Genomic DNA, 13,265 nt, shown 5'->3' with positions numbered 1-13,265 from the left:
GTCGGTGGTGGTTGGATGAGTAAAAATTGGGAAGAATTTTTAGCACCTTACAAACAGGCTGTAAATGAGTTGAAAGTGAAACTGAAAGGAATTCGCGAACAGTTTGAGAAAGCGGATGATCACACTCCTGTGGAATTCGTTACAGGACGAGTAAAGCCAATTCCAAGTATTCTTGATAAGGCAAAAAGAAAACAAATTGCTATGAATAGGTTGCAAGAAGAAATGCATGATATTGCAGGCGTACGAGTGATGTGTCAGTTTGTTGAAGATATTAATAAAGTCATTCATCACCTTCGTGGTCGAAAAGATTTCGATATTGTTGAAGAACGTGACTATGTGACCAACCAAAAGGAAAGTGGATACCGTTCTTATCATGTAGTGGTACAATATCCTGTTCAAACGATTATGGGTGAGCAAATGCTCCTAGTGGAAATTCAAATTAGAACGCTTGCTATGAATTTCTGGGCAACAATCGAGCATTCGCTAAACTACAAATACAATAAAAACATTCCCGAAGAGGTTCAAAAGCGACTTCAGCGCGCAGCGATTGCTGCCTCTAAACTTGATGATGAGATGTCCGAAATTCGTGTTGAAATTAAGGAAGCTCAGAAAGTTTTTATGCAAAAGAAAGAAAATGAAAAAAAGAAAGCTGAAAACTAAAATAGACGAGGTGCCTAAATTGAAATTTGCAGTTAAGTCAAAAGGGGATCAAACTTCCAATCAGCTTCAGCAGCGTATTAAAAATTATCTGCGTGATTTCGATCTGGATTATGATGAAGCAGAGCCGGATATTGTGATCTCAGTAGGGGGAGATGGTACGCTCCTACACGCCTTCCATCACTATCAGGATCGACTTGCTGAAACAGCATTTGTTGGTGTACATACTGGGCATCTTGGTTTCTATGCGGACTGGACACCAGAAGAAGTAGAGAAGCTTGTGATTCATATTGCTAGAACGCCATTCCAAATTGTAGAGTATCCTTTATTAGAAGTGACGGTACGCTACCTCAATAGCTCAAAAGAGAATCGTTATCTAGCTCTCAATGAATGTACAGTAAAAAGTGTGGAAGGCTCTCTTGTCATGAATGTGGAGATTAAAGGTGATTTATTTGAAACGTTCAGAGGAGACGGTCTTTGTATCTCAACACCTTCTGGTAGTACGGCGTACAACAAAGCGCTAGGGGGGGCGATTATTCATCCTGCACTTCCGTCCATTCAGCTTTCTGAGATGGCATCGATTAATAACCGTGTCTTTCGAACAGTCGGATCACCGCTCGTTCTGCCACAGCATCATACGTGCTTGCTTCGACCAGTTAATGATGCTGACTTTCAAATCACAATTGACCATTTATTCTTGTTGCAAAAGGATGTAAAATCCATTCAGTACAGAGTGGCAGAAGAAAAAGTGAGATTCGCTCGTTTTCGACCGTTTCCTTTCTGGAAGAGAGTAAAGGAGTCTTTTGTCGACGATGAGTATTAATTGGAAGCAGTACTGTTCACAGGATGAACTGTACTGTTTTTTATTTGAGATCAAGGTAAAGAAAGGGCTGAGTTAAATGTCTTCTCTCATGATGAATTGGATTGTAAAGGAAGAAGAGGAGGGAATGATTGTAAGGGAGTATCTTTTACAAGGAAAATCCTTATCTAGAAGTATGCTGACGGATATTAAATTTAAAGGTGGACGAATTTGCGTGAATGGGGTAAGTAGTAATGTTCGTACCATTCTAAACGAGGGAGATAACGTTGAAATTACATTTCCTGATGAAGAAATAAGCGAGAGCATGAGTCCTCTGGATCTTCCGCTACACATCATTTATGAAGATGACCATTATCTTTTAGTAAATAAACAAGCGAACCTGCCAACCATTCCTTCACGGCATTCTGTTGGTTCACTTGCCCAGGCCGTCCTATACTACTATAAAAAAATGGATCTCAATCGAACCATTCATCCTGTTAATCGGCTCGATCGAGATACGTCAGGTTTAGTGTTATTTGCGAAGCATCGATTTGCTCACGATCTCTTATCAAAGCAGCAGCGTAGTAAAGAGATGAAGCGTATGTATCTTGCCTTAGTCCATGGTGCTGTAATTGGGAATGGCGAAGTGAATGCACCAATTGGTCGACGTGAAGGAAGCATTATTGAGCGAACTGTTCGACCTGATGGTCAACATGCTGTAACGAATTACAACGTAAGCGAACGTTACGATTCTTACTCCTTACTACAGTTAGCGTTACAAACGGGCAGAACGCATCAAATCCGTGTTCATATGGCTTCCATTGGTCATCCTCTACTAGGTGATGATTTGTACGGAGGATCAAGAGAGCTAATTACAAGACAGGCACTGCATAGCGCGAAGCTTGAGTTCTATCATCCTTTTCTTGAAGAAACGATAAGGTTTGAAGCGGATCCACCAGAAGACATGAAGAGGCTTATTCAAAAGAAGTAAACTTTTCTTGCACATAAGGCATGGATGAAGTAACTGAGGTTGTTTTCAACTCTGGATAGCTAATTGCAGTGAGTTTACCACCAAAAACGCAGCCTGTATCGACGTTAACAGTGTGGTTAATCCATCTTGGTTCGACTACAGGCGTATGACCATAAACAATCATGGAAGCACCTTTATAGTTAGTAGCCCAATCTTTTCTTACAGGCATCCCATTTGGATGTGATTCACCTGTGATATCACCATACAGTACGAATGTCCTCACTTTTTTACCTGTCTCACCTATAAAGTGTTCTGGAATTCCTGCATGAGCTACGATAAGGTTTCCATCATCAAGGGATAAATAAAGTGGCGCGTTTTCATAAAGGGAGATAAAGTTCTCATAAATCTCTTCTCGTTCAGGTTCAGAAAGTTTATTTAATTCTTCTACTGTTGTTTCAAGGCCATGCTTTTGTTGAACGTTTCTCCCAAGCATATACCTGTACAATTTATTACAGTGGTTTCCAGGACAGTAATAGGCCTGCTCAGTTTTCACAAGTTCAAATACGACATTCATGACTGAGATAGAATCTGGGCCACGATCCGTTAAATCACCTAAGAAAACAAGCTTTCTTCCATATGGATGAACCGGTATTCCGCTCTTCCATTCGTAATCAAGACGTTTTGTAAGAGAGACCAGCTCATCGTAACAACCGTGAATATCCCCAATAACATCGTACAATCCAACGTCCTCCTTTATCGTTATGCAGTGTTAGATTATTATCTCTTCCCTAATCGAATGAAAAGTATCATCTGTATTACTTGTACAACATAAATAAATAACCTGCCCAGAGGCAGGTTATTCGAACATATATGTTTTTGTACGTGAGCGGACGTTTAATACGAGTCCAACAGCAATCATATAAGTTAATAGTGCGCTTCCTCCGTAGCTTACGAAAGGAAGGGGAATTCCTGTAATCGGTAGAATTCGTATTGTCATGCCGATGTTCTGAAACACCTGGAAAGTTAGCATTCCAATAACCCCAGCACATAGGTAGCTTCCAAAGGACTCATTGCTTTCAAGAGCCGTATGAATCATTCGATATACTAGAAGGAAGAAGATTGAAATCGTCACACTGGCGCCAATAAAACCGAATTCTTCACCAATAACCGCGAAAATAAAATCTGTGTGCGCTTCAGGGAAATAAACTGTTCCATCAGAATAGCCTTTTCCTTCAAGCTTCCCGGATCCAATAGCGAGGATCGCTTTTGTAGCCTGGTATCCTGCATCTGCATATTCTTCAGGTGCGAGCCAGCCATAGAAACGAGCTAGCTGGTAGTCATCAAGAAGATATTCTTTAAAAAATGCAGGGAACTTGAAGAAGATAAAGACGAATGATGCTATGCCTGCAACACCCATCAAACTTAGTAGTGAGAGCAACCGCCAGCGAACACCTGAAACGAGAGTAATACTAACGACGATCGCTGTAAAAACCATTGCGGTCCCAAGGTCTGGTTGAGCCATGACAATGAGCAGCGGAAGTGCTGCGATACCGAATATTTTCGATAGAAGAAGTAAATCAGTTTGGATGGTTTTGGTTTGATGTTTTTCATGATGACTCACACTTGTTGAAGCGATGGTGATAATCAAGAAAATCTTCATAAATTCTGAAGGTTGAACACTACCTAGGCCAGGAAGCACAAACCAGCTTTTAGCTCCATTAGTAACAGGAGCGATTTGATAGCTTCCTATGTATTCAGGCATTATGGCAAGTAGGATAAGAAGAAATACACCAAAACCGTATAAGTACCAAGATAACTGTTTAAAGCGATCGAAATCGATAACGAGCGTAAGAGAAAGAACAAATGCCCCGATGAAGTACCAGGTTAACTGTCTTCCTGCGAAATTAAAGTTTTTTAACTCACCTGGAAGTGACGCTTGTGCACTATAGATTGAGATAGTGCTGATACACATCAGGAGAAATACAAAGAACAAAAGAGTGAAATCTATTTGTTGCCAAGGTGTTTGATTGTCATTGTTCATGATATAATCCTTTCTAAAGAAAAGCGTTACTAGCCATCACATTCCCTATCTTATCTGAAATCCTTCCTTTTGCAAATCGGTTAATGTATTTATTTTTGACAAAATAACTGCACACCGACTAAGATAGGAAGGTAATTTTACTTTATTGTGTGATAAGAAAGTTTATCGAACTATCTATTGGGAAGTTTATCGAATTATTAAGAGAAATGAAATAGCTATATTTGAGCATTTATGATCACTTTGTTAAAGGCTCTTTTCTAAAAGGTTGTTGCTGTTGATACAAATGTTGAAAAAACCACACTTAGTGATTGGAGCGGAAGGATGCTCGACTCCTGCGGGATTAGCGGGACAGGTGAGACCCCGCAGGAGCGTTAGCGACGAGGAGGCTCACCGCCCGCCCCGCGGAAAGCGAGCATCCTGGAGCGGAAATTAACCAACTCCTATAGCAACAATGTTTACGAAAAGAGCCTTGTTAAAAAACATCAGGGAGGTGTGCAGAGTGGCTCACCAGGAGCAAGAAACTCAAGCTTTGTACGAAGCATTAATCCACCACTTAGATCAAGAAAGAATTGATTCATTTCGTGAGTTATTTCTCGATATCCATCCATATGAACAGTCGCAATTCTTTTTAACCGTTGCAGAAGATATAAGAATGCTTGTGTACACCTACTTATCACCGAGTGAAATGGCTGAGATTTTCCAGAACTTTGACATTGAGGAGCAGGAAGAATATATCTCAGAAATGGAACCGACCTATGCAGCTAAGATGCTTGCAGAAATGTACGCTGATGATGCCGTTGACGTTCTAAATGAATTAAACCCAGAGCAAATTGCAAGCTACCTCACCATTATGGATGATGACGCGGCTGATGAAATTAAAGAACTGCTTCATTATGAGGAGAAAACAGCTGGAAGTATTATGACAACTGAGTTTGTATCAATTAGAGCTCATCAGACAGTGAAGCGCGCGATGCAAATTCTAAGGCAAGAAGCTCCAGAAGCTGAAACCATCTATTATATATTCGTTCTAGATCAGCAAAAAAGGCTCGTCGGTGTCATATCTCTTAGAGATTTAATAATTGCTGAGGAAGATACATTGATTGAAGATATCATGAACGAACGCGTTGTTTCTGTTTCCGTCGGTGAAGATCAGGAGGAAGCAGCAAGAATAATGAGAGACTACGATTTTCTTGCATTACCCGTTCTTGATTTCCAGAATCATTTGTTGGGTATCATTACACATGATGATATCGTTGATGTTATTGAAGAAGAAGCATCCGAGGATTACTCAAAACTCGCAGCAATTTCAGACGATGGGACGCTTGATCGCAATCCATTCTCCTCAGCAAGGAAGAGATTACCTTGGCTTATTATTTTATTATTCCTTGGGATGTTAACAGCGAGTTTAATTGGTCAATTTGAAGCAACGCTTGATAAAGTGGCTTTGTTAGCCGTATTTATTCCGCTAATTGCAGGAATGGCTGGAAATACAGGCACTCAGGCATTAGCCGTAGTTGTGCGAGGAATTGCTACAGGTGACTATGAGGAGAATAGCAAGTGGGCTTTAATTGTAAGAGAAGCAGGAACAGGTCTTATAACCGGTGCAACGTGCGGTGTTCTCGTTACGATTATTATCTTTTTGTGGAAGGGAACCTTTTTCCTTGGCATGCTTGTTGGATTTTCGTTATTATGTACACTGATTGTTGCAACGCTCGCAGGTGCTCTTGTGCCGCTCTTAATGCACAAGTTGAATATAGACCCTGCAGTGGCTTCAGGTCCTTTTATAACAACGATTAATGATATTATAAGTATTCTTATTTATTTTGGAATGGCGACAGCATTTATGAGCCACCTTGTGTAGGCAATGCAGTCGTTTTGAAGGAGGAAAGACATGGAACACGGTGCATCCGTATCATCACTAGTAATTGTAGTTGTTATCGCATTTCTCATACCATTCATTTTACACCGTTTTAATCTGAACTTCTTACCGGTTGTAGTCGCAGAGATCATCGCTGGTATCTTCATTGGACAGAGTGGGTTAAATCTTGTTCAAGGAGATACGTGGCTTGATACACTGTCGACACTTGGCTTTATCTTCCTCATGTTTTTGAGTGGACTTGAAATTGACTTTACTGTCTTTGCGAGTAAAAAGAAAAAAGTAAAGCTTCCGAGTGGAAAGATTGAACCAAACCGTGTTTTTGTTTCGTTCATTGTTTTTCTACTCGTATTTATTGTGTCGTATGCATTATCACTTCTTTTTGTCGTACTCGGATACACGGATAATGCCTTTTTCATGACATTAATTATTTCGACCATTTCACTTGGCGTAGTTGTACCAACGCTTAAAGATGCTAACATAATGAAATCCAGCATCGGCCAAACGATCCTTCTCATTGCGGTGATCGCTGACCTTGCAACAATGATTCTTCTAGCGATTTTCGTCTCGTTAAATTCAGGCGGAGAAGGAAATATGTGGCTGCTTCTAATTCTATTTGGAGCCGGGATTCTACTTTATTTCCTTGGTGCTTATTTTAGACACCTCTCATTTATTGAGACGATGTCTAAAGGTACAATCCAAATTGGTACTAGAGCTGTTTTCACCTTAATTATTGTGTTAGTCGGAATATCTGAGACTGTTGGGGCTGAGAATATTCTAGGTGCCTTCCTTGCAGGTGCACTTGTCTCTCTACTCTCACCCAATACTGAGCTCGTTCAAAAGCTTGATTCATTTGGATATGGCTTCTTAATTCCGATTTTCTTTGTGATGGTAGGGGTAGAACTTGATATATGGTCCCTATTCAAGGAACCTAAGGTGCTTGTTCTGATTCCAATGCTACTAATCGCATTATTCGTATCTAAGCTTGTGCCAGTTGTTGTTCTGAAGAGGTGGTACGATACGAAGACGGTAATGGGTTCAGGCTTGTTGCTAACGTCAACCTTATCGCTTGTTATTGCTGCAGCTGAGATTGGTGAACGTATTGATATTATTGATGAACAGTTCTCATCTGCACTCATTCTAGTTGCGATCATTAGTTGTATTCTTGGACCGATTTTGTTTAAGAAAATAATGCCGAAGCCAGAGGAACGTTCGCACGCAAAGAAGCTTGCTATCATTGGCGCGAATCAAATTACGCTTCCGATCTCGCTTGAATTAAATCCGGCGAACTATGAAACGTCGATTTACCATACAAAGCAAGAAAAAGTTGATTCTGAGAAGCAAAGCAGTCATTTTAGCGTTACAGAATTATCAGATTACAGCATTGATACGCTTAAAAAGAGTGAAGTGTTTGATGCAGATATCCTCCTGATTTCTTCAGGTGACGATGAGACAAATTCCGATATTGCGGTATTTGCAAAAGAGTACGGTACTGAACGAGTAATTGCGCGAATTGAATTAACTGAAATTGCTGATCAGCTACGTGAACTTAATATTGATGTTTTCTCAGTGTTCTTCTCAACAAAAGCTCTGTTAAAGGCTCTTATTGAATCACCAGGTGTGGTTAACATCTTTACAAGAGAAGAGAATGCTCTTTATCAAATCAATATGAACAATGTTGAATACAACGGTGTACCGTTAAGAAGTTTCCCTTACCTCGGGGATACGATCATTGTCCGCATTTTCCGTGGCAAAGATTCAATCGTTCCACATGGTGATACAGAGCTTCGAATCGGTGACAGATTGATTGTGACAGGTAGTACTGCAAGCGTTGATGAAGTACGTACGCTCCTTAGTTACTAAGGAAAGACCTCCCTTACAGAGATAAGGGAGGTCTTTTGTTATGTAGGATATGAATAATGAAAGACAGGAAGGTGATACTTCATATCATAAGAGATGAGAGGAAGTGTAGCGTTGATTAACGAATCGCCAATCGTTATTTGTCCTAAATGTCATAAGGAATGTAACATGGAAGAGACGATTACAGCTCAGTCGAATCAAAATGTGATATTTGAATGTCCATCCTGCGCGTATGAGAAACGTAATATTCAGACGAGCAAGGGATAAAGAATTCACATACATATCCTAAAGCATGTTATAATTAGTACGTGGTGCTAATAACTAATAATAAATTCGAGGAGGAGCATGGATATGAACCTGTCTCTAGAAAACCGTACATATGTGGTAATGGGCGTTGCGAATAAGCGAAGCATTGCCTGGGGAATTGCACAAGCGCTAAGCAGTGCTGGTGCCCGATTAATCTTTACTTACGCAGGTGAGCGTCTTGAGAAGAACGTTCGAGACCTTGCAGCAACACTTGAACGTGATGATTCGGTGATCTTGCCGTGTGACATTACAAACGACGAAGAAATCGATGCAACATTTGCACAGATTAAAGAAGAAGTAGGTGTGATTCATGGGCTAGCTCACTGTATCGCATTTGCTAAAACAGAAGAACTTAAAGGGGAATACTTGGAAACAACGCGTGAAGGATTCATGCTTGCGCACAATATTAGCTCTTATTCTCTAACGGCGGTTTCAAAAGCTGCACGTCCACTTCTATCTGAAGGCGGAAGCATTCTTACGATGACATACCTTGGTGGCGAGCGAGTAGTTAATAACTATAACGTGATGGGCGTTGCGAAAGCATCTCTTGACGCAAGTGTGAAATACCTTGCGAATGACCTTGGTAAAGATAACATTCGTGTTAACGCGATTTCAGCTGGTCCAATCCGTACACTTGCTGCAAAAGGCATTAACGATTTCAATTCTGTTATTAAAGAAATTGAAGAAAAATCGCCTATGCGTCGTACTGTAACGAAAGAAGACGTAGGAAACACAGCGCTGTTCTTAATGAGTGATCTTTCTAATGGAATTACTGGTGAGATGATTCACGTGGATAGCGGTTATAATATCATTGCAACGTAACAAAATGAACCACGGCTTATGCCGTGGTTTTTTGTTGTCTTTATGATAGGATTTTTTCTAAAAGATTGTTGCTTTTAAAAGATTTTTCTATAGAGAACCTCACTTAGTTGATTGGAGCGGAAAGCGAGCACCTGGAGCGCAAATCAACCTCTACTCTTATAGCAACAAAGTATACGAAAAGAATCTTATGATAAAAACGGAGAAAGGTGCTCGAACTTAAGCTTTTCATATTCAAATGCATCAAGTAATTCTTCAGGCAAGATGTCATTTTTTCGACCAAATCGTTCGCTAACGGTTTCGTAAAGTTCATAAGGAAAGAGCATATCAATGTACATGACATTTTTCTGTTCAGGAGTAAGGGGAGCATTTTCCTCATATGCAGCTAGCATTAGGTCAAATAATGCTTGATCCCACGTTCCCGTATCTCCCATTAATGGGATAATAACTTTTCTTAGATCACGAATCGGTAGATCGAACGTTGTTGTATCGAGGTCAATAATCCAGATTTGCTCTTCAGAAAGTAGTGTATTACCTGTTCCGTAATCTTGGTGACAAAGGTTCGGTTGTTTCTTACAGTGACGTACCCACTCGGGATAATAAGATTCTTGAAGTTTCTTAAGGGTTTCTTTCCCAGAAGCAATATATGGATCTATTTCATTTAAATAGAGCTGACAAAACGGATCATCAGGTGACCTTTCAGCAATCAGTTTCCACGTCTCCATTTGTTGACACCGTTTAATATAGTGTTTTGGCCACTTGCCAAGTTTTGAAAAGACAGGGGCTAATGGGGGAGGGACATAACCGATTGATTCGGTATGATAATCAGCTAATCCCTTCATCATCCATTGGAGATCTTCTGGAACAGTTAACTCAAAAGGTCTTCCTTCAATCCATTCATAAACAACGAATAGAAAAGGACCATGTTTCGTATAAAGATTCCCATCCTTATTAGGTATGATGCCAGGCACTCGCATTCCCTTTTTAGCAAGATAATCCTGAGCATGTATGGAAAAAACGGCTTTCTTCTCAGGACGAAGTATTCTTTTCAGACATTTTGGACCTTCACCTGTCATGAGCTTCCAAACAAGCGTCATTTGCCCTCCTTGTATGACTTCCACACTCTGAACGTTTAACTCCCAATTTGGCAATAGAAGCTGTGCTATCTTAATAAGCTTTTCTTGCATCTCAGGTGTTAGCTCAACTGTTTCCTCTTCTAAATGTACTTCATCTCTATCTATACCCGAAGGACCATCGATGACCTCTTTAGTCTTCTTTTCTTCTTTAAAGATTGAATCCTTCGTTGGAAGTTGATCACTTGAACGAAATATTATTTGATTATTTGTAGGAATTTTATTAATCGGACTCTTCTTATCATTCTGCCAATTCTTCAAATCCAACACCTACCATTTTTAGTCTTTTCATATTACGTTATGGTCTTTCGCAGTATGATGACACACTATTATGCGTACCTTTGGTGAAAATAAGTGGAAGAAAAGGCGGACTAAGCCCTTTTTAGTAAAAGAACAAGGTATCTCGCACAACCATTAATTTATCTCCGTATCATGCTAGTAAAATGCTCTAAGCACCTATGATGTTTCTAGCTAGACACTTAGCTTTACTAAAGATAGTAAGAAGCCGAGTTCTTAGGAATTAAAGGAGGGTGAATATGATAATTGCGTTAATTGCAACAGAGAAACTGCCTGTACCAGCCATTCGTGGTGGGGCAATCCAAATATATCTTGAAGCCGTTTCCAAATTGTTAGCAAAGCATCATCAAGTAACAGTCATCTCTATAGAAGATAAAGATTTAGAACAATCGGAAACGGTTGACGGTGTACACTTTGTAAGAATGAATAAAGAGAACTATGTTACAGGAATAAAAAAACTAATTTCTTCAAAGAAATTTGACGTTATACACGTGTGTAACCGACCCCTTTGGATTGAAACATTGAAAGAGTCTTCACCTAGTAGCAGATTCATTTTAAGTATCCATAATGAAATGTTTGCGCTTGGGAAAATGACGGATAAAGAAGGAGAAAAGTGTGTTTCGCTCGTTTCGAAGATCGTAACGGTTAGTGATTATATTGGTCAAACCATTACAAGTCGTTTTCCATCAGCAAAAGGGAAGGTTCAGACCGTTTACTCAGGAGTTGACTTAACTGCCTATCATCCAAAATGGACAGCGAAAGGGAAGCAGTTAAGGGAATCGATTCGTTCTCAGCTACAGCTTTCGAATAAAAAAATTGTCCTATTCGTAGGCAGACTAAGTAAGGTTAAAGGACCACACATTCTTTTGCATTCACTTCCAGAAATAATTGCACAACATCCTGATGCGCACCTCGTGTTAATTGGATCAAAATGGTTCGGTGAAAATAACGTGAATAACTACGTTAAACACCTTTATACACTCGGTGCCATTTACCAAGATAACATCACGTTTATTAAGTTCGTAGAACCTAAAGATATACCAAAACTCTACTCGATGGCGGATGTTTTTGTATGTTGCTCGCAATGGCAGGAGCCTCTTGCTCGCGTGCACTATGAAGCAATGGCAGCTGGCCTTCCCATTCTTACGAGTGATCGAGGGGGTAACCCAGAAGTAATAAACGAAGGTAAGAATGGTCATGTTATTCATCAATTTGATGAACCAACGGCTTATGCGAAAGCGATTAACTCGTTATTATCGAGTGAAGGAACTCGTGATCGACTAGGGAAGAATGGACGTACTCACGTAGAGGGACAATTTGGGTGGAGTAGCGTTGCGAGTAATTTAAAAACGGTATACGAAAACGCTGCTAGAACTTAACAGAATCGAGGGGAAATCAAGTGGAAGAAGAATTCGATTTGGATCAAGAGCATGAGGATGAATTAGAAAATGAAGGAGAAGAAATAACACCTGTCCCTCATTTGGAAGAGTTGCATAGAGTTCTTCAATTCTATCCAATTGAAGTTAAAGACATTTCGCTCCATTTTAGTAGAAGTGGGAGAACAAAGTGGATTGTAGAAACAGACAAAGGTCCAATGATACTAAGGCAAGAATTTATTCGACCTGAAAGGATGCTTTATATCGCAGGTGCTCACTGGCATCTTCAGCAGAATGGTTTGCCAATTGCTAAATTAATACCAACGATAAACAATGGTTTATGTTTATCAGGAGAAGACCATGCATACGTGCTATATGAACATATTGAAGGGGATACGCTTCTTTATTATGACAAGAATCAAGTATTGAGAACGATGGAGTTTATCGGTCATTTCCATCATGCTTCAAAAGGCTATGTGGCACCAGAAGGTAGTCAGAAAAGAAGTCGTATCGATAAATGGCAAAAGTTATATAGATGGAAAATACAAGAATTAGAGGGTTATAAAAAGCTTGCTACAAACTATGAAACAGATGCTTTTTCCCTTTTATTTCTTCAGCATGTTGATCAAATGCTACTTCGTGCAAATGAGTCACTTGCTGAACTAAATCGCCCTGAATTTACGAAATGGATACAAGATGTGTTCCAGTCAAAATTATTTTGTCAGCAAGACTTCACAATGGCACGAATGATTGATGTAGAAGGCAAGGCTTTTATGAAAGATCTCCATTCAGTTAATGCAGATCTTCCTTCTCGTGATATTCGTATTATGATGAACAAAGTAATGAAAAAACTAGCAGTCTGGGATATCAATTTGGCAACAGAGATGCTAACAAACTACGACATAATATATCCATTATCTGAGGGAGAATATCGAGTGCTTTGGACAGATTTGAAATTTCCTCACCTTTTCTGCGCGATTGCTCATAAATATTACCTTAGTCAGAAACGATCGTGGTCAGATGAGAAGTATTTGATGCACATTCGAAATGTTGTGTCTGTTGAGAATTCAAAAGAAGAGTTCCTTTTAAATTTTGATAAGATTTACAATAAAATTAAGGGAGGGAATTAAC

Annotated in this window: 11 protein-coding genes; 8 read left to right on the top strand and 3 right to left on the bottom strand. The window is 39.7% G+C overall.

The window, feature by feature from the left end; translation table 11 throughout:
• The first annotated feature begins 15 nt into the window (after window positions 1-15).
• From yjbM to AB986_RS06390, 3 genes are all read left to right on the top strand, one after another.
• Window positions 16-660: a GTP diphosphokinase gene (gene yjbM, locus AB986_RS06400; RefSeq protein WP_048310034.1), complete on the top strand. Its 645-nt coding sequence runs from the start codon at window positions 16-18 to the stop codon at window positions 658-660.
• Window positions 661-679: 19 nt separating this feature from the next.
• Window positions 680-1,480 carry an NAD kinase gene (locus AB986_RS06395; protein ID WP_236690311.1) on the top strand — a complete coding sequence of 267 codons (801 nt, stop codon included), beginning with the start codon at window positions 680-682 and terminating at the stop codon, window positions 1,478-1,480.
• A 76-nt stretch (window positions 1,481-1,556) separates the two neighbouring features.
• On the top strand, window positions 1,557-2,447 hold the full coding sequence (locus tag AB986_RS06390; RefSeq protein ID WP_048310032.1) for an RluA family pseudouridine synthase: 891 nt from the start codon (window positions 1,557-1,559) through the stop codon (window positions 2,445-2,447).
• On the opposite strand, the gene prpE is transcribed toward AB986_RS06390, so the two are convergent.
• Window positions 2,431-3,165 carry a bis(5'-nucleosyl)-tetraphosphatase PrpE gene (gene prpE, locus AB986_RS06385; protein WP_048310030.1) on the bottom strand — a complete coding sequence of 245 codons (735 nt, stop codon included), beginning with the start codon at window positions 3,163-3,165 and terminating at the stop codon, window positions 2,431-2,433. The genes AB986_RS06390 and prpE overlap by 17 nt on opposite strands.
• 117 nt (window positions 3,166-3,282) lie before the next feature.
• Window positions 3,283-4,467 carry an FtsW/RodA/SpoVE family cell cycle protein gene (locus tag AB986_RS06380; protein ID WP_048310028.1) on the bottom strand — a complete coding sequence of 395 codons (1,185 nt, stop codon included), beginning with the start codon at window positions 4,465-4,467 and terminating at the stop codon, window positions 3,283-3,285.
• Between the two features lie 529 nt (window positions 4,468-4,996).
• On the opposite strand from AB986_RS06380, the gene mgtE reads away from it, so the two are divergent.
• From mgtE to fabI, 3 genes are all read left to right on the top strand, one after another.
• Complete coding sequence (mgtE, locus tag AB986_RS06375; RefSeq protein ID WP_236690360.1) at window positions 4,997-6,328, top strand: magnesium transporter; 1,332 nt, start codon at window positions 4,997-4,999, stop codon at window positions 6,326-6,328.
• 30 nt (window positions 6,329-6,358) lie between these two features.
• A complete protein-coding gene (locus AB986_RS06370) occupies window positions 6,359-8,206 on the top strand; it encodes a monovalent cation:proton antiporter family protein (protein ID WP_048310025.1) in 1,848 nt (615 codons plus the stop codon).
• Window positions 8,207-8,554: 348 nt separating this feature from the next.
• Window positions 8,555-9,331 carry an enoyl-ACP reductase FabI gene (gene fabI, locus AB986_RS06365; protein WP_048310023.1) on the top strand — a complete coding sequence of 259 codons (777 nt, stop codon included), beginning with the start codon at window positions 8,555-8,557 and terminating at the stop codon, window positions 9,329-9,331.
• A 185-nt stretch (window positions 9,332-9,516) separates the two neighbouring features.
• Here fabI and cotI read toward each other — a convergent pair whose 3' ends face one another.
• Window positions 9,517-10,515: a spore coat kinase CotI gene (cotI, locus tag AB986_RS06360; RefSeq protein WP_048310938.1), complete on the bottom strand. Its 999-nt coding sequence runs from the start codon at window positions 10,513-10,515 to the stop codon at window positions 9,517-9,519.
• A 482-nt stretch (window positions 10,516-10,997) separates the two neighbouring features.
• Here cotI and AB986_RS06355 point away from each other — a divergent pair, with 482 nt between their 5' ends.
• Window positions 10,998-12,137 (top strand): glycosyltransferase family 4 protein, encoded by a 1,140-nt coding sequence (locus tag AB986_RS06355; protein ID WP_048310022.1) that lies wholly within the window; start codon window positions 10,998-11,000, stop codon window positions 12,135-12,137.
• Window positions 12,138-12,157: 20 nt separating this feature from the next.
• Window positions 12,158-13,264, top strand: a complete 1,107-nt coding sequence (locus AB986_RS06350; protein WP_394172694.1) for a CotS family spore coat protein — start codon at window positions 12,158-12,160, stop codon at window positions 13,262-13,264.
• Window position 13,265 lies beyond the last annotated feature (1 nt).

It is taken from the genome of Guptibacillus hwajinpoensis (assembly GCF_001039475.1).
In the GTDB taxonomy this organism is placed as follows: Bacteria; Bacillota; Bacilli; order Bacillales; family Guptibacillaceae; genus Guptibacillus; species Guptibacillus hwajinpoensis.
Note: the sequence above shows the minus strand (reverse complement) of the source record. Positions and strands in the feature narration are given on the sequence as shown.

Excerpts from the sequence above, each read along its gene's own strand:
- yjbM (WP_048310034.1), top strand. The coding sequence starts at position 16 with ATGAGTAAAAATTGGGAAGAATTTTTAGCACCTTACAAACAGGCTGTA.
- AB986_RS06390 (WP_048310032.1), top strand. The coding sequence starts at position 1,557 with ATGTCTTCTCTCATGATGAATTGGATTGTAAAGGAAGAAGAGGAGGGA.
- AB986_RS06380 (WP_048310028.1), bottom strand. The coding sequence starts at position 4,467 with ATGAACAATGACAATCAAACACCTTGGCAACAAATAGATTTCACTCTT.
- AB986_RS06370 (WP_048310025.1), top strand. The coding sequence starts at position 6,359 with ATGGAACACGGTGCATCCGTATCATCACTAGTAATTGTAGTTGTTATC.
- fabI (WP_048310023.1), top strand. The coding sequence starts at position 8,555 with ATGAACCTGTCTCTAGAAAACCGTACATATGTGGTAATGGGCGTTGCG.
- cotI (WP_048310938.1), bottom strand. The coding sequence starts at position 10,515 with ATGCAAGAAAAGCTTATTAAGATAGCACAGCTTCTATTGCCAAATTGG.
- AB986_RS06355 (WP_048310022.1), top strand. The coding sequence starts at position 10,998 with ATGATAATTGCGTTAATTGCAACAGAGAAACTGCCTGTACCAGCCATT.